The organism is Halobacillus kuroshimensis DSM 18393 (assembly GCF_000425705.1).
Taxonomy (GTDB): Bacteria; Bacillota; Bacilli; order Bacillales; family Halobacillaceae; genus Halobacillus; species Halobacillus kuroshimensis.
Genome location: NZ_AUDY01000008.1, coordinates 93,862 through 117,414 on the forward strand (window position 1 = coordinate 93,862; position 23,553 = coordinate 117,414).

Annotated in this window: 23 protein-coding genes; 14 read left to right on the top strand and 9 right to left on the bottom strand. The window is 48.2% G+C overall.

Features of this window, described 5'->3' with window-relative positions; genetic code table 11:
- The first annotated feature begins 69 nt into the window (after positions 1-69).
- Positions 70-249, top strand: coding sequence for a hypothetical protein (locus H615_RS0102075; protein WP_027953604.1), 180 nt, complete (start codon positions 70-72; stop codon positions 247-249).
- 267 nt (positions 250-516) lie between these two features.
- On the opposite strand, the gene H615_RS21935 is transcribed toward H615_RS0102075, so the two are convergent.
- Positions 517-642 (bottom strand): YjcZ family sporulation protein, encoded by a 126-nt coding sequence (locus H615_RS21935; protein WP_084162947.1) that lies wholly within the window; start codon positions 640-642, stop codon positions 517-519.
- 911 nt (positions 643-1,553) lie between these two features.
- Here H615_RS21935 and ilvE point away from each other — a divergent pair.
- The 11 genes from ilvE to H615_RS20710 all read left to right on the top strand — a co-directional run bounded on the left by ilvE (position 1,554) and on the right by H615_RS20710 (position 14,519).
- Positions 1,554-2,456, top strand: coding sequence for a branched-chain-amino-acid transaminase (ilvE, locus tag H615_RS0102085; RefSeq protein WP_027953605.1), 903 nt, complete (start codon positions 1,554-1,556; stop codon positions 2,454-2,456).
- A 415-nt stretch (positions 2,457-2,871) separates the two neighbouring features.
- A complete protein-coding gene (gene ilvB, locus H615_RS0102090; RefSeq protein WP_027953606.1) occupies positions 2,872-4,587 on the top strand; it encodes a biosynthetic-type acetolactate synthase large subunit in 1,716 nt (571 codons plus the stop codon).
- Positions 4,584-5,105, top strand: coding sequence for an acetolactate synthase small subunit (ilvN, locus tag H615_RS0102095; RefSeq protein WP_027953607.1), 522 nt, complete (start codon positions 4,584-4,586; stop codon positions 5,103-5,105). The genes ilvB and ilvN overlap by 4 nt, the downstream gene beginning before the upstream one ends.
- 18 nt (positions 5,106-5,123) lie before the next feature.
- Positions 5,124-6,155 (top strand): ketol-acid reductoisomerase, encoded by a 1,032-nt coding sequence (ilvC, locus tag H615_RS0102100; protein WP_027953608.1) that lies wholly within the window; start codon positions 5,124-5,126, stop codon positions 6,153-6,155.
- Positions 6,142-7,689, top strand: a complete 1,548-nt coding sequence (locus tag H615_RS0102105) for a 2-isopropylmalate synthase (RefSeq protein ID WP_027953609.1) — start codon at positions 6,142-6,144, stop codon at positions 7,687-7,689. The genes ilvC and H615_RS0102105 overlap by 14 nt, the downstream gene beginning before the upstream one ends.
- Positions 7,690-7,704: 15 nt before the next feature.
- Positions 7,705-8,811 carry a 3-isopropylmalate dehydrogenase gene (gene leuB / locus H615_RS0102110; protein ID WP_027953610.1) on the top strand — a complete coding sequence of 369 codons (1,107 nt, stop codon included), beginning with the start codon at positions 7,705-7,707 and terminating at the stop codon, positions 8,809-8,811.
- 35 nt (positions 8,812-8,846) lie between these two features.
- Positions 8,847-10,259, top strand: coding sequence for a 3-isopropylmalate dehydratase large subunit (leuC, locus tag H615_RS0102115; RefSeq protein ID WP_027953611.1), 1,413 nt, complete (start codon positions 8,847-8,849; stop codon positions 10,257-10,259).
- A gap of 4 nt (positions 10,260-10,263) precedes the next feature.
- Positions 10,264-10,869, top strand: coding sequence for a 3-isopropylmalate dehydratase small subunit (gene leuD, locus H615_RS0102120; RefSeq protein ID WP_027953612.1), 606 nt, complete (start codon positions 10,264-10,266; stop codon positions 10,867-10,869).
- A 14-nt stretch (positions 10,870-10,883) separates the two neighbouring features.
- Positions 10,884-11,843: a threonine ammonia-lyase gene (ilvA, locus tag H615_RS0102125; RefSeq protein ID WP_027953613.1), complete on the top strand. Its 960-nt coding sequence runs from the start codon at positions 10,884-10,886 to the stop codon at positions 11,841-11,843.
- A 145-nt stretch (positions 11,844-11,988) separates the two neighbouring features.
- Positions 11,989-13,152, top strand: a complete 1,164-nt coding sequence (locus H615_RS0102130) for an iron-containing alcohol dehydrogenase (RefSeq protein ID WP_027953614.1) — start codon at positions 11,989-11,991, stop codon at positions 13,150-13,152.
- Positions 13,153-13,382: 230 nt separating this feature from the next.
- Positions 13,383-14,519, top strand: a complete 1,137-nt coding sequence (locus H615_RS20710; protein WP_051254557.1) for a D-alanyl-D-alanine carboxypeptidase family protein — start codon at positions 13,383-13,385, stop codon at positions 14,517-14,519.
- A gap of 79 nt (positions 14,520-14,598) precedes the next feature.
- On the opposite strand, the gene H615_RS0102140 is transcribed toward H615_RS20710, so the two are convergent.
- On the bottom strand, positions 14,599-15,363 hold the full coding sequence (locus H615_RS0102140; RefSeq protein ID WP_027953615.1) for a sporulation protein: 765 nt from the start codon (positions 15,361-15,363) through the stop codon (positions 14,599-14,601).
- 273 nt (positions 15,364-15,636) lie between these two features.
- Here H615_RS0102140 and H615_RS0102145 point away from each other — a divergent pair, with 273 nt between their 5' ends.
- Entirely contained in the window at positions 15,637-17,190 is a 1,554-nt protein-coding gene (locus tag H615_RS0102145) for a methyl-accepting chemotaxis protein (RefSeq protein ID WP_027953616.1), read from the top strand.
- An 80-nt stretch (positions 17,191-17,270) separates the two neighbouring features.
- On the opposite strand, the gene H615_RS0102150 is transcribed toward H615_RS0102145, so the two are convergent.
- From H615_RS0102150 to H615_RS20715, 3 genes are all read right to left on the bottom strand, one after another.
- A complete protein-coding gene (locus tag H615_RS0102150) occupies positions 17,271-18,371 on the bottom strand; it encodes a GerAB/ArcD/ProY family transporter (RefSeq protein WP_027953617.1) in 1,101 nt (366 codons plus the stop codon).
- Between the two features lie 244 nt (positions 18,372-18,615).
- The gene (locus H615_RS0102160; protein ID WP_051254558.1) at positions 18,616-19,812 is read right to left on the bottom strand and encodes a Ger(x)C family spore germination protein; all 1,197 of its coding nucleotides are present in this window, start codon (positions 19,810-19,812) and stop codon (positions 18,616-18,618) included.
- Positions 19,809-21,347 (bottom strand): spore germination protein, encoded by a 1,539-nt coding sequence (locus H615_RS20715; RefSeq protein ID WP_051254559.1) that lies wholly within the window; start codon positions 21,345-21,347, stop codon positions 19,809-19,811. Before H615_RS20715 ends, H615_RS0102160 begins: the two co-directional genes overlap by 4 nt.
- Positions 21,348-21,558: 211 nt before the next feature.
- On the opposite strand from H615_RS20715, the gene H615_RS0102170 reads away from it, so the two are divergent.
- Positions 21,559-21,984 carry a DUF1801 domain-containing protein gene (locus H615_RS0102170; RefSeq protein ID WP_027953620.1) on the top strand — a complete coding sequence of 142 codons (426 nt, stop codon included), beginning with the start codon at positions 21,559-21,561 and terminating at the stop codon, positions 21,982-21,984.
- A 37-nt stretch (positions 21,985-22,021) separates the two neighbouring features.
- Here the strand turns inward: H615_RS0102170 and H615_RS22770 are convergent, their stop codons facing one another.
- The 4 genes from H615_RS22770 to H615_RS0102190 form a co-directional block, all read right to left on the bottom strand.
- The gene (locus H615_RS22770; protein WP_277988067.1) at positions 22,022-22,144 is read right to left on the bottom strand and encodes a hypothetical protein; all 123 of its coding nucleotides are present in this window, start codon (positions 22,142-22,144) and stop codon (positions 22,022-22,024) included.
- 35 nt (positions 22,145-22,179) lie between these two features.
- Positions 22,180-22,488, bottom strand: coding sequence for a hypothetical protein (locus tag H615_RS0102180; protein WP_027953621.1), 309 nt, complete (start codon positions 22,486-22,488; stop codon positions 22,180-22,182).
- Positions 22,489-22,560: 72 nt separating this feature from the next.
- Entirely contained in the window at positions 22,561-22,974 is a 414-nt protein-coding gene (locus H615_RS0102185; RefSeq protein ID WP_027953622.1) for a DUF3021 domain-containing protein, read from the bottom strand.
- Positions 22,971-23,429 (bottom strand): LytTR family DNA-binding domain-containing protein, encoded by a 459-nt coding sequence (locus H615_RS0102190; protein ID WP_027953623.1) that lies wholly within the window; start codon positions 23,427-23,429, stop codon positions 22,971-22,973. The genes H615_RS0102185 and H615_RS0102190 overlap by 4 nt, the downstream gene beginning before the upstream one ends.
- Positions 23,430-23,553: the final 124 nt, after the last annotated feature.

Sequence of the window (23,553 nt, forward strand, 5' to 3'; positions counted from 1 at the left end):
GCAGGAAAACCGGGTAAACAAAGAGAAGTAATGATATAATCTTTTAATCTTTGTACAGGAGTTGATTGGATGCTGATGTCGGCTTATCCGCCCGAAAAATCATTCGAGGACAGGTATGCTTTAATTGACCACCTGAGAAATCTCGGCTACACCGAAGACCTGCTTGGTAAGAAAACGGTGGAGATGACGCTGCCGGAACTGCAGCAGATCTACATCAATCTGGAGTATCAAAGAGAAGAGCGTGCGTAGAAAAAGCTGAAGGAACGGCGTATGTTCTGTCGTGGACTTTTAGGTTCTAAGTTATATTGAAATAGAAAAACCGGAGCGGGGAGCTCCGGTTTCAGGGGAGACATATACAGGTAGAGTTTGTTTCATGCCTCGACGTTCATTATAACCTTTTCTATATTGAAAAAACAAATATCCACTGTCAACCAGTGATGAATGAACCAGAAGGTGGTGAATACCTCTGGTTCTTTTTTGTAGATTGGAGAACAGACGTCCGTCCCCCATCATCGATTAGTAGTAAAACGATGCACCTACGATAATCAACAGGATGAACAATACGACGATCAGGACAAATGAACTTCCATAGCCACAACCACCGTAGCCGCCGTAACCGTAGCCACCATAACCACAGCCCATGCTTTTCACCACCTTTTTTTCTGCTATATCACAAACTATGTAGAAAAGGGGGAGGAGGGCAGGGCGTATGCCCGGGCCAGCCGGGTTAAAGGCTTCCTGCCCTTCCGATGGTCAGATTCATAATCGCAGACAGACGAAATGAAAAGTGAAAAATATCCATACAAACCAAGCAGAAGAAGGTTGGAAACCGTCAGAAGGAACGGGTCCACCTTTTTTCTTTTTTGTGAAGAAAAATCAGAGCGATCCGACAATAAGTGATTAGGAAAAGAAACGCGGGGGCTGTCCCACCGGCGGTCCCGTATTAGGAATTGGATGATCATTCCTGATCCGGGACCGCAAGTCAACTCACCGGTGAGAACCGGAAGATCGATAGAATCCATCATAATAATACAGGAAAAAGGGCTCGGCAATTACAAGTGATCGAAAACGGTTTTGATCGACATGAGTATAGTTGTGCCGCTCCTTTTTTGACAATGAGAAAGAAGGGTTCTCTCTAATTGAACGTTTATTCATTCCAGGAATTCATCTCCCGGCAAAATGACATACATCCATCGTTTACTTTTCTTTTTTCTCTTTTAAAGCCCGTCATGGAGATAAAAAAGAAAAAAAGAAAGTCTTTCCAAACGGAAAAAGTCAACCGTCCCAACGGTGTAAGCGCTTCACGAATTCATTGAATAATTGGAGTGTTCAGAAAATTTACTGAAAAGCTGTTGACCTTCTGTGAAAATCCGTTTAGAGTAGTCCTCAATCAACCACATCGATTACACCCAATCGTCCGGTTGGTTCATGTGGAAGCCCTGAACTTGGACCCTGTATAAGTGGAATACTCACCTTCTATAGAGGGTCCATATTTTCTTTATCATTCTTTAACTATTTTACACATTAAATAATAAAAGAAAGGAGTGCTGAGGATGAGCAGCCAATGGATTTATATGAGCGGCGAGTACGTGAAGAAAGAAGAGGCCGTCGTTTCTGTCTATGATCATGGTTTCTTATATGGAGATGGGGTGTTCGAAGGCATTCGCGTTTATGAAGGCAACATTTTCAAGCTCGATGAGCATTTAAACCGCCTTTATGATTCAGCGAAATCGATCATGCTCCAAATTCCATATGAAAAGGAGGAGCTTGAGGAAATTATCGCAGAGACGGTCCGCCGCAACCAGCTGGAAACGGCATATATCCGGGTTGTCGTTTCAAGAGGATCAGGCAATCTTGGTCTGGACCCATCCAGCTGTGCAAATCCGCGCCTGGTTGTCATTGCTGAAGCACTCGCTTTATTTCCAAAAGAACTTTACGAGCGGGGAGTCCGGCTTGCATCTGTCTCCAGCAGAAGAAACCGGCCGGATGTCCTTCCACCGCAGGTGAAATCTTTAAACTACTTAAATAACATTCTTGTAAAAATGGAAGCCAATCAGGCGGGCGTGGATGAAGCGCTCATGCTGAATGACCAGGGGTATGTAACGGAAGGTTCCGCCGACAACATTTTTATTGTTAAGAACGGGACCATCTTTACACCACCAACCTATCTAGGTGCCCTTGAAGGAATTACAAGAAACGCCATCATGGATCTCGCAGAAGCGAAAGGCTATACCGTCAAGGAACAGCCATTTACACGGCACGATGTGTATGTTGCAGATGAAGTTTTCCTCACTGGAACCGCTGCAGAAGTCATCGCCGTCGTTGAAGTTGATCAGAGGCAGGTAGGAAATGGGAAACCGGGTGTTGTGACCAACCATCTCTTGTCTGAGTTCAGACAGGTAACAACAACAGATGGTTACAAGGTATACGGCAAGGATCAGGCGCACGTAAGCTGATTAGACGCATTTTGACAACTGAATCAACGTAAAACAATGAGAGGAAAAAGGGATAAGGCCTTGTATTCACAGAGAGCCGGGGTTGCTGGAAGCCCGGAAATACATCTTATTCTGACATCATCCTTGAGTGTCCCCGCTGAACGGTATGCTTAGTAGGCCGGACCAGGTGTATCACTGCACCTGTTATCAAAAGGAGTTATGACGACTCCATGAGGTGAAGCTTTTGAGAGCTTCATGAACGAGGGTGGTACCGTGGAAGTAAAGAGAGACCTTTTCACCCCTCACGTTCCTGCATCATTCTGGTGGTGCATGAGAACTTGAGGAGGAGAAGGTCTCTTTTTTATTCGACAAAGAGCAGGTGGAACAGCGGAAAATCCGCTTTATTCTTCACAATTACTGCAGGAGGGATGAAAAAATGAAAGCACAGGCAAGTGCGGAACAAAAGACCGCAGTGAAAACAGGGGCCGATTTACTTGTAGAAGCATTGATTGGCCAGAGTGTTGATACGTTGTTCGGTTATCCAGGAGGAGCTGTGCTGCCGATCTACGATGCCATTTACCGGGCGGAAGGCAGCTTTGACCACGTGCTTCCAAGGCATGAACAAGGAGCCATCCATGCAGCTGAAGGCTATGCCCGTGTTTCCGGCCGTGCTGGAGTTGTTATCGGCACATCAGGACCAGGGGCAACGAACCTTGTGACCGGTATTGCCGATGCCATGATGGATTCGATCCCACTCGTGATCTTCACCGGACAGGTGGCGAAAGGGGTCATTGGTACAGATGCATTCCAGGAATCGGACATCATGGGAATCACTACACCCATCACGAAGCATAACTATCAAGTTCAGAATATTGAAGATCTTCCGAGAATTGTGAATGAAGCTTTCCACATTGCCACGACCGGACGACCGGGCCCTGTCGTCGTGGATATTCCGAAAGACATCAGTTCAACCGTCTTTGAAAAAGACCTCAACAAGGAGTTTCATCTTCCAGGATATCAGCCGACGACGAAACCGAATCCTATGCAGATCAATAAGCTGCATGAGGCCCTTCTTGCAGCTAAAAAGCCTGTCGTTCTGGCCGGATCCGGCGTTATCCATGCCAAGGCTTCTGAAGAACTGAGGACGTTTGTAAGAAATTACGAGCTTCCGGTCACCTCTACTCTTCTGGGTCTGGGAAGTTACCCCGGAAGTGACCGTCTCTCCCTTGGCATGGCCGGGATGCACGGGACCTATGCAGCAAATATGGCCCTGTACGAATGCGATCTGCTCATCAACTTCGGCTCGCGGTTTGATGACAGATTGACAGGCAATTTGAAGCATTTTGCACCACATGCCAAAGTGGCGCATATCGATATCGACCCTGCAGAAATCGGAAAAAACGTGGAAACCCATATCCCAATCGTATCAGATGCGAAAGCGGCTCTTACATCATTGAATGAAAAAGCCGTCCAGAACCTGGATCACCAGGACTGGATGATGAAAGCAGAAAAGAACAAACAGGATTTCCCTTTGTGGCATGACCAGCCGGATGCAGATATCGTCCCCCAGTGGCTTCTCCAGAAAGTCTATGAATATACGAAAGGGGAAGCAGTTGTAACGACAGATGTCGGCCAGCATCAAATGTGGGCGGCCCAGTATTACCAGTTTGATCAGCCGAACCGCTGGGTCACTTCAGGAGGTCTTGGGACGATGGGGTACGGTTTTCCAGCTGCGATTGGTGCTCAGCTGGCAGATCGGAAATCCACCTGTGTGGCGGTCGTCGGCGATGGCGGTTTCCAAATGACGCTGCAGGAACTGTCCGTTCTCCAGGAGCGGCGGCTTCCAGTCAAAGTTCTTATCGTCAACAATCAGGCGCTCGGAATGGTAAGGCAGTGGCAGGAGAAGTTTTACAGCGGACGCTACTCCGAGTCGATCATGGATGTCCAGCCTGATTTTGTGAAGCTGGCGGAGAGCTACCAAGTACCTGGATATAAAATTGAAACCCAGGGACAGCTGGAGGATGTACTTCCTGAAATTCTGAGCAATGATCAGCCGGCCCTTATCGACTGCCGGGTTCTACAGAAAGAGAACGTCTATCCAATGATTGCACCAGGAAAAGGAATCCACGAGATGATTGGGGTGAAACGATGAAACGCATCGTGACAGCAACGGTTCATAACCGGAGCGGTGTCCTGAACCGGGTCACCGGTCTCCTCGCTAAACGACAGTTCAATATTGAAAGCATATCTGTCGGCCGCACAGAAACCGAAGGAGTATCCAAAATGACCTTCGTCGTCGAGGTGGAGGATGAGAGGAAGCTGGAGCAGCTGACGAAACAGCTGAACAAACAAATCGATGTCCTGAAGGTTTCGGACATCACGGACAAAGCCATCGTAGCAAGAGAACTGGCGATGGTGAAGGTCATCAGCAACCCTCAGATCCGCAATGAAATCCAAAGCATTATTGAGCCATTCCGGGCGTCGATCATTGATGTGAGCAAGGAAAGTGTCACGGTTCAGGTGACTGGTAAATCCGACAAGGTTGATGCTCTCATCGATCTGCTCCGCCCTTATGGAATAAAAGAATCAGCAAGAACCGGGCTGACCGCCTTTACGCGCGGCCACCAGCCCCAGGTAGCAGAATTCAAATCTTACTCCCTATTAAAATGATGAAAGGATGGATGAAACATGGCACACGTATACTACCACAATGATATTAAAGATGAGGTTCTAAAAAATAAGAAAGTAGCTGTCATCGGATATGGCTCCCAGGGCCATGCCCACGCATTAAACCTGAAAGAGAGCGGTCATGATGTCGTTGTTGGTCTTCGTAAAGGGAAATCATGGGATAAAGCTGTGGAAGACGGTGTGGAAGTGAAGACGGTTCCGGAGGCTGTAGAAGCTGCCGATGTCGTTATGATCCTTCTTCCGGATGAGTATCAGCCGAAAGTGTACGAAGAACAGATCAAGCCGAATCTGAAATCCGGTGCAGCGCTTGCTTTCGCCCACGGATTCAACGTTCATTTCAATCAGGTTGTACCTCCTTCCGATGTGGATGTGTTCCTAGTCGCTCCAAAAGGGCCGGGACACCTTGTCCGTCGTACATTTGAAGAAGGAGCAGGGGTGCCGGCCCTGATTGGTGTAGAACAGGATGTAACAGGTGAAGCCAAGGAGGTCGCCCTTGCTTACGCGAAGGGAATCGGCGGCGGCCGTGCCGGTGTTCTGGAAACATCCTTCCAGGAAGAAACCGAAACAGATTTGTTCGGTGAGCAGGCTGTTTTATGCGGTGGTTTGACCAGCCTCGTCAAAGCAGGCTTTGAAACATTGACAGAAGCCGGTTATCAGCCGGAAGTTGCTTACTTCGAGTGTCTTCACGAATTGAAACTGATTGTAGACCTTATGTATGAAGGCGGTCTGGAAGGCATGCGTTACTCCATCTCCGATACCGCTCAGTGGGGTGATTTCGTCTCAGGCCCACGCGTCGTTGATGAAACTACGAAAGCCCGCATGAAAGAAGTCCTGACAGATATTCAGACCGGTAAGTTTGCTAAAGGTTGGATTCTTGAAAACCAGGTGAATCGTCCTGAGTTCACAGCAATCAATGCCAAAGAAAGCCAGCATCAAATCGAAAAGGTGGGTAGAGAGCTCCGTGAATTAATGCCGTTCGTCAAGAAGTCCCAATCCAAAGAAAAGGATGTGGTCACTCATGGCTCACGTTAATGTCTTTGACACGACCCTGCGCGATGGAGAGCAGTCCGCCGGGGTCAACTTGAACCGTTTGGAAAAAATGGAAATTGCTAAGCAGCTGGAAAGGCTTGGTGTAGACATTATGGAAGCAGGGTTCCCTGCTTCCTCCCAGGCGGATTTTGATGCAGTCAAAGAGATTGCCGATACGGTGCGCGGCTGTTCAGTGACAGGACTGGCGCGGGCGAACAAGCGCGATATCGATATTGCGTGGGAAGCATTGAAAGGCGGAGCGGAGCCGAGACTTCACGTCTTTCTTGCCACCTCTCCGATTCACATGACGCATAAACTGAAAAAAACGCCGGATGAAGTGGTGGAAACGGCGGTGAATATGGTCCGCTACGCCCGCGAAAAATTCCCTTATGTCCAGTTCTCCGCAGAGGATGCGCTGCGCTCGGACCGGGATTTTCTCGTTCACATCATTGAACAAGTCATTGATGCGGGGGCTTCAGTAATCAATCTGCCGGATACGGTCGGTTTCACGACACCGGATGAAATCGGCAGTCTTTTCCGGTATGTAAGGGAGCAGGTGCCTAACATTGATCAAGCGGTCCTCTCTACGCATAACCACGATGATCTGGGGATGGCCGTCAGCAACTCCCTGGCAGCTGTCGAAAATGGAGCCGGTCAGATTGAAGGGACGATCAATGGAATCGGCGAGCGTGCGGGAAATGCCGCTTTAGAGGAGATTGCTGTTGCCTTTCAGATCAGGCAGGACCGCTACGATTTCCAAACGGGGCTGGTTCTTAAGGAAATTAAGCGGACGAGTGATCTTGTCAGCCGTTTGACCGGGATGCAGGTTCCGGGGAACAAGGCGGTTGTTGGACGCAATGCCTTTGCCCATGAGTCCGGCATTCACCAGGACGGTGTCCTGAAGGAAGCCACGACGTACGAAATCATTACACCGGCTATGGTGGGCATTGATTCCAACCGGATGGTTCTTGGCAAACACTCCGGCCGGCATGCCTTCAAGCAGAAAGCGGAAGAGCTGGGCTTTGAATTGAACGAAACGAAGCTGAAAGAAGCGTTTGCATCTTTCAAAGATTTGACCGGCAAGAAAAAAGAAGTCACCGACGATGATCTTTTTGCGATTCTTACCGATACGCAGACCGAACATGAAGACCAGCCGAAATACGAACTGAAAGCCTTCCAGGTCCAGTACGGCAGCATCAACCGCCCGACCGCTACGGTTCTTTTAACGAAACCGGATGGAGAAGAAGCGGAAAAAGCCAACACCGGCGAAGGAAGTGTCGAAGCGATTTATAACACACTGGATGATTTGATTGATGCGGATGTTCATCTGCAGGATTATCAACTCAGCTCCATTGGAAGAGGACGTGATGCACTGGCAGAGGTTCACGTCCAGCTGACTGTCAACGGGGTAAAGGCCTCCGGCCGTGGATCGGCTCAGGATGTGCTGGAAGCTTCCGCCCACGCATTTTTAAATGCGGTCAATCGTACGCTTTATCAGCATAAACGTCACGAAGGCTACGAAAAAGTGCAGGTATAACAAAGGGGGATGTACATGGAGAAACATATAGTTTTACTGCCGGGCGACGGCATCGGTCCGGAAGTAACGAAAGCAGCCAGACAGGTGCTGCAGGCGGTCGCCGACCGTTACCAGCATACCTTTAAATTTGAAAGTCATGACATTGGCGGAGCAGCCATCGACCAGCACGGGACACCGCTCCCGGATGATACGGTCCAGGCGGCTAAAAAAGCCGACGCCATTTTCCTTGGAGCTGTCGGGGGTCCGAAATGGGATCAGCTGCCCGGTCACATGAGGCCGGAAAAAGGGCTGCTGGGTATCCGCAAGCAGCTTGGATTGTTTGCCAATCTCCGTCCTGTCCAGGCATTTCAACAGCTGCTCCATGCTTCCCCTTTGAAAAAGGAAGTCGTTGAAAACAGTGATCTGTTGATAGTCCGGGAGCTGACCGGGGGTTTATATTTCGGACAGCCGAGTGAGCGTCGCAATAACGGACAGGAAGTCGTGGATACGCTGGCTTATGAGCGCCATGAAATTGAAAGAATCGTCGATCAGGCGTTTCAAAGCGCCCGTGTCAGAAGAAAACACCTGACATCGGTAGATAAAGCCAATGTCCTGGAATCCAGCCGGATGTGGCGGGAAATCGTTGAAGAGAAAAAGGCGGATTATCCGGACGTGACTGTCGAGCATATGCTCGTGGATGCCGCGGCGATGAAGCTTGTAACGAATCCATCGTATTTTGATGTGATAGTTACGGAAAACATGTTCGGCGATATTTTGAGCGACGAAGCCTCTGTCTTAACCGGTTCTCTAGGCATGCTTCCATCAGCAAGCCTGAACGAACAGAGTGTCGGCCTTTACGAACCTGTCCACGGTTCGGCTCCGGACATTGCCGGACAGAATAAAGCCAATCCAATTGCAAGTATTCTCTCCACTGCCATGATGCTGAAGCACTCCTTCGGTATGGAAGAGGAAGCCGAACAAGTGCAAACAGCAGTGACCGGCGTACTGCAGGAAGGGTACCACACCGCAGACATCGATTTGAAAAACGGTGTAAAGGTCAGCGGAAGTGAACTGGCAGCTAAAATCGTTGACCAGATCAGTACGAGTGATGCAACAGAAAACATTATGCGCTGCTATGTATGAGCGGTACAACAGAGAAAAGAAGGGAGCGGAACGGAATGAGTCAACCAAAAACCATTGTTGAAAAAATTTGGGATCAGCATGTCGTCCACGAAGAAGAAGGGAAGCCGAATCTTCTCTACATCGACCTGCATCTGGTTCATGAAGTGACCTCTCCCCAGGCGTTTGAAGGGCTCCGCATGAGCGGAAGGAAAGTGAGGCGGCCGGATCGTACGTTTGCTACGATGGATCACAACGTGCCGACCATCCACCGCAATGTCATCAAGGATGAAGTTTCCAAGAAACAGATGGAAACACTCGAGACAAATTGTAAGGAATTTGGAGTGCGGCTGGCGGATATCAACCACCCGGACCAGGGCATTGTCCATGTCATCGGTCCGGAGCTTGGGTTAACCCAGCCGGGAAAAACAATCGTCTGTGGAGATAGTCATACCTCTACACACGGGGCTTTTGGCGCCCTCGCATTTGGAATCGGCACGAGTGAAGTGGAGCACGTGCTGGCCACTCAATCTCTCTGGCAGGCCAAGCCGAAAACCCTTCAGGTTCATGTGGAGGGAGTTTTGGGCACAGGAGTGACAGCCAAGGACTTGATTCTGGCGATCATCGGTCGATATGGCGTCCGTTTCGGTACCGGCCATGTCATTGAATACACGGGCGAAGCGGTCCGTAATCTGACGATGGAAGAACGAATGACGGTCTGTAACATGTCAATTGAAGCGGGCGCACGTGCCGGTTTGATTTCACCGGATGAGACCACAGTCGAGTATCTCCGCGGGAAGCGTTACGTACCTGAGGGAGAAGATTTTGAAGAAGTCAAGGAGCAGTGGCTGTCACTGGCATCGGATGAAGGGGCAGAATACGACCAGACCCTTACCATCCATGCTGATGAAATTGAGCCCCAGGTTACATGGGGGACCAACCCTTCTCAGTGTGTTCCTGTCGGCGGCCGTGTCCCCGATCCGGAGCAGGTGGAGGATGACCGTGACGGCATTGAGCGGGCAATCGATTATATGGGCCTTGAGGCGAATCAGGCAATCGAATCCATACCTGTTGAACACGTGTTTATCGGATCTTGTACAAACTCCCGTTTGAGCGATCTTCGCCGGGCGGCTGAAATCGTCCGTGGCGGCCGTGTCCACGAAGGGGTCAGGGCTCTTGTTGTCCCTGGCTCCAAATCAGTAAAGGATGCAGCAGAAGCCGAAGGCCTGGACACCATATTCCTCACTGCCGGATTTGAATGGCGCGATGCCGGCTGCAGCATGTGTCTGGCGATGAACGATGATATCGTTCCACCGGGTGAGCGGTGTGCGTCAACATCGAACCGTAACTTTGAAGGCCGTCAGGGGAACGGGGCGCGTACCCATCTTGTCAGCCCGGAAATGGCAGCGGCAGCAGCTCTTGAAGGCCGTTTTGTAGACGTCAGAAAATATGCCAGTACGGTAGGAGGGTGAACAGATGGAACCACTAAAACAGCACAAAGGTCTGGTCTACCCATTGAATCGATCGAATGTCGATACCGATCAGATCATTCCAAAACAGTTTTTAAAACGGATTGAGCGTCAGGGATTTGGTCAGTTCCTCTTCTACAACTGGCGGTTTGATGATGACGGCTCTCCACGCGGGGACTTCTCCCTGAACAGTCCGAAGTATGATGGAGCCTCGGTTTTAGCAGGGGGAGAGAACTTCGGATGCGGGTCCTCCAGGGAACATGCCCCATGGGCGATCCAGGATTATGGTTTCCGTGTCGTCATAGCTCCGAGTTTTGCTGATATCTTTTATAACAACTGCTTCAAAAACGGGATTCTTCCCATTCAACTGCCGAAGCCTGTTGTTGATCAGCTGATGGAAAAGGCGGAAGCGGAGGCTTATGAAGTGGCCGTGGATCTTGAGGCACAGACGATTGATGGCGGCGGTTTCGAAGTGGCATTCGATATCCAGCCCTATCACAAAGAAATGCTTTTGAATGGCTGGGATGAAATTGCCGTTACGCTGACGTACGAAGACAAGATCGACCAATTTGAAGAAAAACAAAAAGGAGTGAAGACGTTGGGGATTTCTTAACGCTGGCTAAAGTAATGGATGCACAGGAACAGCTGCAGGAGGTTGTACACCGCACGCCGCTGCAGACGTCAAAAACCTTTGATGAACGGACAGGGCATCACGTCTATTTGAAGATGGAAAATCAACAGAAAACCGGTGCGTTTAAAGTCAGGGGAGCTTCCTATAAAGTTGCCTGCCTAACGGAAGAGGAAGCCGCCTGTGGAGTCATTGCCGCATCCGCAGGCAACCACGCCCAGGGGGTGGCGGTTGCTGCAGCGAAGCGGGGAATTACGGCAAAAATCTTCATGCCGGAAGGAACACCACAGGCGAAGGTGGAAGCAACGGAAGGCTACGGGGCATCCGTCGTCCTTACCGGGGAATCCTTTCAAGAAGCTTATCAGGCAGCGCGGGTCGAACAGGAACGGTCCGGCGCGACTTTCCTTCATCCCTTTGATGATTATGAAGTCATGGCCGGTCAGGCTACGGTGGCTGTGGAAATGCTTCAGCAGCAGCCGGATCTTGAACGCCTTTTCGTACCAATCGGAGGAGGCGGGCTGATCAGCGGCGTCGCTTTTGCTGCGAAACAGCTGAAACCGGACATTACGGTGATCGGTGTTCAATCAGCTAAAGCACCATCCACCTATAATGCGCTTTATAAGAAAGGACCGGAAAAACTGACGTCTGTTTCCACAATCGCAGACGGCATTGCCGTGAAAGAGCATGGAAGGTTAACGTATACGTGTATCCAGAAATACGTGGACCAGGTCATCACCGTGGAAGAACATGAAATCGCGCAGGCGATGCTTTTGCTGCTTGAACGGGAGAAAACCCTTGTAGAGGGGGCTGGTGCCACAGCGCTTGCCGGCCTTCTCCAAACATGCCACACATTTGAACAGCAGCAGTGCGGCGTTGTTTTGAGCGGCGGGAACATGGATCTCTCCCGGCTGCCACTGGTCCGAAAGCTGGCCAACCCAAAAAAGGTTGTCATCGCATAAGGTGACAGGATTAAACCAGAAGAAAACCGGCAGCGGTTTCTTCTGGTTTTTGTAGGTTGAATAAAGAAGCAAAGGCGGATGGTTCGTCTGAGAGGGGAGGGGATGGTACAATACTCGTGAATCTATTACATAAGAGGTGAAAATGATGAATCAATTTTTACAATATAACCCGACTCGTCTGTACTTCGGCAAAGGCCAGATCGAGCAGATGGGCAAGGAAATCACTACAGGGTCGAAAGTGCTTGTCGTATATGGCGGCGGAAGCATTAAGCGGAACGGTGTGTACGATGAAGCTGTCGGCATGCTGAAATCTCTTGATTCCGACATTTATGAACTTTCCGGTGTGGAGCCCAACCCACGCTTAACGACGGTACAAAAAGGTGTGGAGATCTGTAAGCAGGAAGGGATTGATTTCCTACTGGCTGTCGGCGGAGGGAGTGTGATTGACTGTACAAAAGCAATCGCAGCTGGTGCACAGTACGATGGAGATGCCTGGGATCTCATTACCGGCAGCGCTCCTGTCGAAAAGGCGCTTCCGTTTGGTACCGTCCTTACGCTGGCCGCAACTGGTTCGGAGATGAATGCGGTATCTGTCATCACAAACTGGGAGACAAGAGATAAACTTGGCTGGGGATCGTCGCACGTATTCCCGACGTTCTCGATTCTGGATCCTTCCTATACATTTTCTGTACCGGAACACCAGACAGTGTACGGCATTGTCGATAGTATGTCTCACGCGTTGGAGCACTATTTCCACCGCACTCCGAATACACCAATGATCGACGGGTTTATCGAATCGCTGCTTCGCACAGCTGTTGAATATGGACCTAAACTGATGGAAAACCAACAGTCCTATGAGTACCGCGAAACAATGATGTATATAAGTACGACAGCTTTCAATGGTACGCTGTCCAATGGAACCGATGGAGGCGACTGGGCGACACACCGCATCGAACATGCGCTCTCAGCAGTATATGATATTCCCCATGGCGGCGGTCTGGCCATCTTGTTCCCAAACTGGCTCGAGCACGTGCTCCAAGAAGATCCAAGCCGCGTGAAGCAGCTGGCCGTCAACGTCTTCGGTATCGACCCTGAAGGAAAAGGTGATACCCAGCTGGCTGAAGAAGGGGCGGGAGCCTTAAGGGAGTTCTGGAACTCCCTCGGCGCTCCATCCACTTTAAAAGATTACGATATTGACGATCAAGACTTTGATTCCATCGTTGAGAAAACATTCATCAAGCCGGGGGTCGGCACGTATAAAGAACTGGACAAGGAAAGTGTCCGGGATATCCTGCGCCGTTCCCTGTAAAGTGAAAAGACCTGAGAGGATTGTAGTCCTCCCAGGTCTTTTTTTTAATAGAAAAATGAATTTTTGTAAGTATTTACCTCTTATTCATAGATTAGTTAGAAAATTTACATGGGGGTTACATTTCAATTAAATCTATGTATTTTGTCTGGGTATTCAATGATTTCAAGATATAATTGTAAGCAATTGCAGAAAAATGTCGAAATTAATCAAATGAACAAGGAGACATTCGATTGAAAAAGCTTACAATTATATTGACACTTATCCTTCTAGCTGCCAATTTCTCTATTACCCCCGTGTATGGGGAGACTAAACCTGATTCTCCTGATATTCTTAGTGAATCAGCAATTGTAATGGAAGCAAACACCGGGAAGGTCATTTATGAGAAGGACGCCGACCGTGAGATGTACCCCGCTAGTCTGACTAAAATCGCCACAGCGATTTATGCGTTGGAAAACGGAGACCCGGAAGATCAGGTGACGGTTAGTGAAGAAGCGAGGAATACAGGCGGATCGAGTGTTTTCCTAATGGAAGGGGAGCAGGTTTCTCTGAAAAAGCTTGTCCAGGGACTGCTGATCAACTCAGGGAATGATGCCGGGACGGCTATAGCTGAGCATATGAGCGGCAGTGTAGACAGCTTTTCTGAAGATTTGAGTGTCTTCCTACAAGAAAAAGTCGGAACGGAGAAGACCCATTTTACCAATCCGCACGGTCTCTATGATGGTCAGCATACGACAACAGCAAGAGATCTCGCTTTAATCACCCAGTACGCGATGCAGAATGAAACCTTTATGGAAATCTTTGGAACCAAAACCATGGACTGGACGGGAGAATCATGGGAAACCACGTTATATACCCATCATAAATTGTTCCGTGAAAACCCGTACGAAGGCATCACAGGCGGTAAAACCGGTTTTGTTCCACAGGCCGGCTTTACGCTGGCAACGACAGCATCCCGTGAAGACACAGATTTCATCGCCATCACAATGAAGACACCGTATCAAGATCAAGTGTACACCGATACGGAAAAACTCCTGGACTACGGATTTGAAAATTATGAAACATCCTTCGTCCCAAAAGAGGATCTCCTTGGAGACAAAAAGGACGAATATATTCTACCGGGAGAGATTCCCTATACCTCTTTGAAAGGGGAAGGGGTGGAAGCTTCGGTAGATGACAACGGGAAAGTGACGATCAGCAGTGAAGAAGGCACGCCGTTGACATACTATCAGTTGGAAGAGAAGACGGATTACGTAACGAACGTTCCGGAAACCACTGATGCACAAAAAAAGCAGGACACCTGGACGGATTATCTGAACTATTTGATCATACCTCCAAAGTTCTGGGCGTTGGAAGTCCTTCATTTCTAAGGCTGATGAATACGAAGGATATCCTTTTTCAGAGGATCTTAAAAGAAGGGTGGCAGGATTATTCCTGCCACCCTTCTTTTTATTTTTTATAACGGTCAATCGTTTCTTGAAGACGTCGGGCAACGGTCTGAGGGTGCCCCGTCAGCTCCTCTTTTGTAAGCGTCAGCGACGCACGGCTTTCATCCATTTCAAGCGCTTCAGCGAATAATCCGCCAAGTCCCCGGGCACGGCGGTCTACTTCAAGCATGACTTCGACATGGGTTTCATTAAGGAAGAAAATAGTCTCCAGTTCATCTAGGTAGGAGCGGTAGTTTCCGCCAGGTGCGAATTCGAATTCCTGTACATACCCGTGCCGTTTGGAATATTCCATCTCGACCTTTCTTAATCGGAAGCCGAGCTGGTTTTCCAGCGCCTCCAGAATGGTTTGAATGTATGGATGGGGAGCAATGGTGACCGGATCACGGTCTTCTGGATCAAGGGCTCTCGGAATATCAAGTCCGGTTTCAAACCATATCGGAAGACGTCGTCCAAGAGAAGCCGGAACGTGGAAGGGGATTTGGATGGAAAAAGGAATTTCCTTTGTCTCTCCCTCTTGAACCGTGATTGGTCCGGATAGTGCGTATTTCTGCAGGGACACTTCTTCTTTCACTTTACGGTCATCCACCTCGCGGACAGCTTCAGTCATTAAAAAGATATGAATGGCGTCAATCGACTGTTCCACGTCTCCCCCTTGGATAACGACCTTACCGTGAACGTCTTCACCCGGGATGAATTGATCCTTTTCCAGCTGGGTATCCACCTTGGCGGCTCCGACACCGACACTAGCTAATAATTTTTTGAACATACGATCTCCTCCTTTTTTATTGTATACGGATGAAAAGAAGAATTGGGTTCAAAAAAATTTGTTCAGCTTCTTCATGGGTATAAAGGCTCTATTGCAAGGAAGGTTCAGGGTGTTGGTTTAGGATAAAAGTTTCAGATGAGTGCTGGAAGGGAATGAAGTTCTTTCAGAGGCTGTTATTCTTTACCAAGGTAAAATATTTTGTTCAAAAAAGTGAAAATTTTCTATATTTGGTCGATATTAGAGAATAAGGACCAGGTAGAAAGGAAGAGGCTAGTGTTACATAAAAAAAATCGAACGATGTTGTTGTTTTCAGCGGTGGGATTGGCTTTGATGTTTTTGATTCATCTCATTCACAGAAATAGGATGCACCATTGGTCAGCTGCGGATTTCAGTGCCTACACGCCGTATCTGTACATGTACATGGTGGTGCCGTTGCTGCTGTTTATATTATCTTCCGTATTCTATTACAAAAATAAGACCCATCAGGCGCTGCCGTGGATACACGCGCTTCTTTTTACGTTTATCAGTATCGGCATGATCACGAACGGGGAAGGGATGGTCGTTTACCATTTTTCCATCTTTTTAGTTGTTGCTCTTGCCGCCTTTTATGACCGGGTGGCGCTGCTTGGCTTGATGACGATTGTTTTTGGTTTGTTTCACTTCGGTGCTATGTTTACAGGTACCGAATTTTTCTATGGAACGTCAGATTATACGTGGTTTATGTTCGCGCTGCATGGGGTTTATCTCCTGCTGACAAGTGCAGGGACTACCTATCAGATTGTCTTGAAAAACCGGCACGTCCAGGAATTGAAGGCCCTGTCGGATGAAAAACAGGAAGAAACCAAGCGGTTGATGGAACAGCTTCAAACCGTGGGTGCTGCCCTCAAGGATACGGTCCAGCTGTTAAACCGTTCTTCCCAGAGCTCGAGCCATTCTTTTCAAGAGTTGGAAGATTTAATAGAACGACGTCATGAGAACACGGATCTTCAGGTCAAAGAAGCGGTGAAGAATGCTGACGACCTTTCGCATATGCATGAGGCCGTGGAAAGCATGAATCAAAACCTTCATGGGGTCCTGGACCAGGCGGCACAGACGGCCCGGGTTACCCAGGTAGGGGAAGATTCGCTGCATCAGATTCTGGATCAGTTGAATCAAACTGAATCAAGCATCCAGCAAACGAATGAAACCGTCCAGCTGTTAAGCACGTCGTCGGAAAGTATTTCACAGGTTACGAAAGACATCGCATCCATTACAGAAAATACAAGGATGCTTGCTTTGAATGCTTCCATTGAAGCGGCTCGGGCAGGAGAACATGGCAAGGGATTCAGTGTGGTAGCGGCCGAGGTACAACGGTTGTCTCAACAGTCGGAAGCTTCGACAAGGAAAATCTTTGAGATCGTGGAAACCATCCAGCATTACGTTCATCAGGCTGATCAGCGTTCAAGTGAAGGAATGGAACGTATGACTGCGAGCCAGAAGCATTTAGACGAGATGGAGACGAACTTCAAGGATATTCTCAAGCAGTCACAGCACGTAAAGGGTGAAGCAAAGGAAATCCAAGCGTTTGGCGAAAACCTGACAATAACAGCAGATGGGTTATCCCGTTCGTTTGAACAGCTTTTATCTTTTATAAAAGAGGGGAAAGTCCAGAACGATCATATTCGAGATGTGTCAAAAGGACAGCTGAAAACAATCCAAACGATGGGAGAAGAAGTTCAACAGCTGACAGATATGATCTTGGACATCCAGCAGATTACCGAAGAGATGGATGCCAGCCATTTGGAAGATTACAAAAGGCCTCTGCCTGCGTTGAAAGATGTCAGTTGAACAGTTTAAAAAACCCGGCACATATGGCTGCCGGGTTTTTTCGTCGTTCATCATGTGTGGGGAGGTGGTGAACATGCCTGTCAAAGGGTATTTTTCTGTGCTCTATTTTTGATCTGTAAGCCTCCCCAGAGAAAGAGGGGAAGCAGAAAGCCATGGGTGACTGCATAAGGCAGCCATGTGTCAGCGACAAAGTTTTCATAGTAAGCCATGTCCGGATAGGCGACCAAAGACAGGACAATCATTCCCATGCCCAGTGGAAGGAGGAGGATCCGATGATTGTCGATGTTAAGGAATTGGGCAATACCAACGGAAGAGGCATAATAGAGGACCGTCAGTTTGAAAAAGATCGTAATCATCCAAATAATGGCGATGATGATTTCCAGCCCTTCCATAAAGCCTGCGATGTTTATCTTCTCAGCTACATTATAGGTTGGATAGGCATTCAGTGAGGTTAAGTCACTTCCGAGTACTAAAAGACTCAGAATCGTTATGAGAAACAGAAATCCACCACCAATCATGCTGCCGATGAACCATCCGTGAGCTGTTTTGGGACTTTCTTTGACATAAGGAATCACCATCAGGAGCGCGACCATTTCAAGGTAAGGCGTGCCGATCATCACCGTTGATCCATCGATAATCTCCTTACTGGTACTGTCGAAAAAAGGACGGAGATGATCCATATTCATTTGAGGGGTGATCGAAAATATGAGAAACAAAAAAAGCAGTATCATCCACGGCATAAAGATTTCAGCAGATCGTCCGATGCTTTCTACTCCGAGATAGCAGCCCACAATGACGACGAGTAAAAAGAACAGATGAATAAATGTCAGGGGAGTTTCCGGTATAATCTGGGTCGTCATGAAATCACCGATGTTCCTTAGGACGAGAGCGGATAAAATATAAAGGAAAGCAAGATAAAAGAAACTGAATAATCGACCAAGCCATGCACCGAACACGAAGGTGCAGGCCTGGACAAAAGACTTCCCCTTCAGGCTTTTCCAAACCAAAATGTAGAACAGGACAAGAGAGGCCCCAACCAGGATGGAAAGCAGGACAGAAACCCATGCGTCATGCTTCGCAGCTGACGCAATAGGGGAAGGCACAATCAAAATGGAGCTGCCAATGGTGAAGAAAATGACAATAAACATAAACTGTCTTGGGCTGATGGCTGGCTGATTCAATACGTTCGACCTCCTTTAAAAGTCAAACCAGGAAAAAATCCATGCATAAAAAGCTTTAACATAATCAAGTGGGTTGGGAACATTCATCCCCCTGGCTTCCCATATACTCATGGTCACAGCTGTTAGCAAAGCGATTATGAAGCACGCGATTTCTTTCTTGTTCTGTTTTTTCCAAAGTCCTGGGAATTGGAGTGAAAAAATGACGGAGGCGGCGAAAATGATCCCGATGATTGGCCACATAAGCTTATCCTTTCTTATCGATCTGTCGCGATGAATTTCCTCTTGAGCGAACCTCTGCTTTGACATCCACTTGCACACGGACATCTTTGAATACTTCGTCCCATTCGCTTTCTAAGGTTTTCCAATCATTTTTTTCATACCGGTGAACCGCCTGACCAAATCCGAAGATATCACTTTCAAAATCACTCTGTGCAGCAACAATCGCTGATTGGACGATGGTTTCGATTTCTTCTTCCAGTGCTAGATTGATCTGATCAATGCCTTCGGGCTCCCCAATACTGATATCACAGTTCATTTCACCGATGTTCCCCTCCGCTTCAATCAATACGGAAATGCTCGGAGTATCTCCATCCATCTCTGCTGAAATGGACGATGTTGAACGGAGGAGTTCCACGCTCGATGTTTCACCATTCTCACAAGGGTGGGTCACGATGGTACTGCTCACTTCCCCTGTTATAAAGTTGAATCCTAAGCTTTGTTTTTCTGTTAACCAGCCGGCAAGTCTGTCTTCCTTGAAGACGGCTGTTTCGTCCAGTTCCAGTGTTGTCGGTGCATCCGCTTGTTCAACGTTGGACATCCGGTTACCTACATCCTCCTCCCCGTTTAATAGAAGACCTCCGAGAACAGCTTCCTCACCGGGGCTCCGTATCTTGGAAATCAAGGTATCAATGTGTACGCCTGTCGTGACCCCCCAATGGCTCTCCGCGTTCTCAATCGAATTCATCACTTTGTTTGCAGGGATTTTTTCATAAGGCGTAAGAACACTTAGGATGTTCTCCACCGAGGCATTTTTGGCAACAGTTATATAATAGGATGGGCGAAATTCATGGTCTCTGTATAAAAAATCGAGGGCAGGCATGATCCCGTCTTCTGCCAGTGACTCACCGATGACGACAAGTCTCATTTGAGATAAGTATATTTTCCTTGGTGTTTTAATCGAAAGCTTTCTAAAAGCTTCAAACAGCGTCTCTCCTGTAATGGTATAGGTGGAGACAGGGGGCCGGGTGGTCGGAGCCTCCGTAGCGACTTCGGACGGGTTGATGACCTGGACGGTGATCAAATATTCTCCCTGATCATTTTTGTCAATCCCGGTAGCAACCGCAATCCCCAGCTCATCCAGCTCTCTGCTGTTCCAGCAGCCGGTCAGCATGGCTAGACAGATCATCGCTGATACAACAGCTCTCATCGTTGGAATGTTCATGACTGCTTCTCCTTCGTTCCGCCGTGTTTAGAACCTTTATAGTCTTTCGTCAATGCAGCGGATTTCGTGAACAGCTTCCAATGAGGCAAACGAAGAAGCACATCTTTTTGGTCCTTCGGAATCATTGGAGCAAGCGGGGACATGTAAGGAACCCCGAACGACTGCAAACTGCAGAGGTGAAGAACCATGGCGATTAATCCAAGAATGATTCCGTATAAGCCGAATGTCGCTGCCAGAGTCATAAAAACAAAACGCAGCATTCGTATTGGGATCGCAATATTGTAGGAAGGGAACACAAAGCTGCTGATCGCTGTAATGGCTACGACAATAACCATGGCGGGAGACACGAGCCCGGCCTGTACAGCGGATTGTCCCAATACGAGAGCCCCTACAATGGATACCGCTGAACCTACGGGCTTAGGCAGCCGTACCCCGGCTTCCCGCAAAATCTCAAAGGTCAATTCCATAATGAGCGCTTCAAAGAATGCAGGAAAGGGAACGCCATCGCGCTGGGCTGCTAAGCTGACCAGCAGCGTAGGCGGAATCATTTCCTGGTGGAACGTAATGAATGCGATATACAGGGATGGTGTGAATAAAGCAATGGTGAAACAGACGAGCCGCAGCAACCGAAGGAGGGAGCCGATATCCGCTCGTTGATAATAATCTTCACTGGATTGAAAGAAATGGATAAATAAAGCAGGGACCAAAAGGACATCCGGTGTCCCATCGATGACAATTGCAATCCGGCCTTTCGCTATGCCCTCAGCAATGGCGTCTGGTCTTTCTGAGTAATAGATTGTTGGAAAGGGAGAGTACTGGGCATCCTGAATATATTCTTCGATGTAGCCACTTTCGAAAATGCTGTCGACGTCGATTTGATCCAGACGCTGGTGCACTTCCTTTACCACCTGTTCTTCGGCCAGCCCTTCGATATAAACCACAGCAATGTCCGTTTGTGAAAGTCTGCCGATGGTTTTCCCATCCATCCGGAGCTTTGGATTTTTAATCTTTCTTCTTAACAGAGCCGTATTGGTACGGAGGGTCTCATTAAAAGACTCTTTAGGTCCGCGGATGACCCCTTCAGAGGTTGTCTCCTGGACACCCCGGTCCTGCCATCCTCTCGTATTTGCCATGAGGGCTCTGTTTTCATTTTCAAGAAGAAGGATGGTTTCTCCACTCAACAGGGAAGAAAATAATGGACGGAAGTCATCCGTCTCCAATAACTCACCTACAGGAAGGGAAACCGTTTTGATCCGGTCGTACAACAGGTCGGAACTGGATGCTTTTACAGGCATATCAAGCATGAGGGAGCTCATGATATAATCATGGATCGTATCTTTATCCACAAGACCGTCTATGAAGAGAAAGGCGCATGCTGTCTCATTAATCATCACCCATCGCACAGCCAGGTCCGAGCTGAACCCCAACTGCTCCTGGATATGAGCCACATTTTCACGAAGAGAGAAAAAGAGAGGGTGGGGCTGTTCTTTTGGAGTTGTTAAAGGGGACCGGCTGTTTTCTGAATAATTCTCCATCAAGTCCTCTCCTTTTCTGTCCTATTTTATAAATAGCATGCGCAGGGTCAGAGAGATTATGATTTTTTCCTTTATGTAATCTCAGGCGGGGCTGTGTGATACATAGGGGGACCCGGTAAATTTTTAATGGAAGAAGGAATAGAGAGGATTTGTACACGAAGACGTGGAAATAGGGTTAGAATAGAAACAATAGATCAAGGAGGGGAAATGCATGGGGTATGAATTGAAAACAAAGCAGAATGACCGCAGTGTCATAGAGTTTATTGAAGAGGTGGAATCAGAAAAGAAGAAAGAAGATGCCTACCGTCTCCTCGATATCTTTACAGAAACCAGTGGATATGAGGCGAAAATGTGGGGAGCAAGCATCATCGGTTTTGGATCCTATCATTACAAGTACCCTACCGGCCATGAAGGAGATGCTCCACTCGTCGGTTTTTCTCCCCGAAAAGCCCGGCACAGTCTTTACTTCGCAACAGGGGATGATAAAAGAGCCGAACTTCTGGAGCAGCTGGGGAAGCATAAATCGGGGAAAGCCTGTGTCTATGTCAATAAGCTGGAGGATATTGATACGGATGTTCTGCAGGAGCTGATCAGACAGTCGATCACTTTCCTGAAACAAACATACCCGGACCAATAAAAGAATGCCTCTCCCATGCAAAGGGAGAGGCATTCTTTTATCGCTGCTTATGGTTGAACAGTTCCATGAACGCGTGATACATTTCCGTTCCTTGAACCGTAAATAATGACAGGGCTGTTAAAGAAAACAGGCCGATCATAATCATTCTGAACCAAAACATTGGTGGTCCCCCTTTCCTTTTTTGATATGGGTTCATCAAAAAGGAAAGGGTGATAAGTAATTGGATTGGTAAAAGATCGTCGTCAGCCATGTGGGTCTGCCCGTATTCCACGAAGCATCCATAAGGGAAAGCGGGGCGATCCGGTGATCCGTCCAGGCAGAGCCGGTGAAAAAGATTCCATCCACAGCCGATGGCTCTTCTTCAAACGAAGGCTCCTCCTCCGTCACCGTGGGGCTTTCCTGAAGATCTGCTTTTACAGGGATGTGGGACAGATCCGGATGGGAAAGCATAAGGCCCAGGCCCACCATCCATATCAGCATGAACAACGGCTGTAACTTCTTCAAAAAAGCCCTCCTTTCCGCTTCAGGATAATCCTATTATACAAAAGACGCTTTTATGTGCAACCGATTTGTTTGTTAAGAAAGCTGATCGAGGCTTTCATTCATATCTTCCGCTTCATTTCGGTAATGGAAATAAAAACCGGTCCAGATCACCGCATAAATGACGAGGAACACAGCCGTGAAAATCAGGAAGCTTCCTAAGGTCAGGGTCAGCCATCCGGCATAAATCGCCAGCGGGTAATAGCCGAGAGTTACCGTTAAAAAATGAAGAAGGGTCTGCTGGATAAGGTGGAATGACTGGATTTCGAAGTATAACGGGCTGACAGCAAACAACCAGCCCGCCGCCATGGCCGCCATGGAATTTTTAACGAAGGCACCGCTGTCCAGGACAAGCGTGTCTCCGAAAAAGATCAGCGCGTAAACAATGACGGTGGATAAGAAGGCTCCGAAGAAAATGCCCCCTGCACTTCTGATTAGAAATGTCTTCATCTGCTGTCCCTCCTGTTCATATTCAGCATCTCTTTGATATTTCCCACGTAGTGTCTGGATGCATATTCTTTTTCTCCTGATTTGAAATACACGCAGAGGGTGCCGTTAAATGAAGGCTCAAACCGGCTCATTTCATATAGGTTGGCGAGGACGGACTTGGATATTCTGACAAACCGCTGGGAAGGAAGGGAGCGCTCCAATTCGTAAAGTTTGTCCTTAACCTTGAACGAGGCGTCTCTGGTATAGGCAAACACAGCCTCATCCTCGGATCGGAAAAACTGGATATGCTCCGGCTTTAGAATATGCTGGCTTTCACCGTTTTTTCCGACAACAAAATCCTGTTTTCTTTCATGAAGGAAATCGAGGATTTCCTTCACTGTATCATCGACTTGACTGCAGTGGATTGTAATGCTTGTTTCCGGATGGTTTTCATCCACGTCAATACTCACTTTCATGGCTCACTGCTCCCTCCTGCCGCTTTGGAACTAATTTTAGTATAAGCGTGGTTTGGCTATTCTGTAATCATCATACCGGCGAACCGCTGTTTTGGAAAGGTGAGGGGGGGATAAGAAAAAGTGA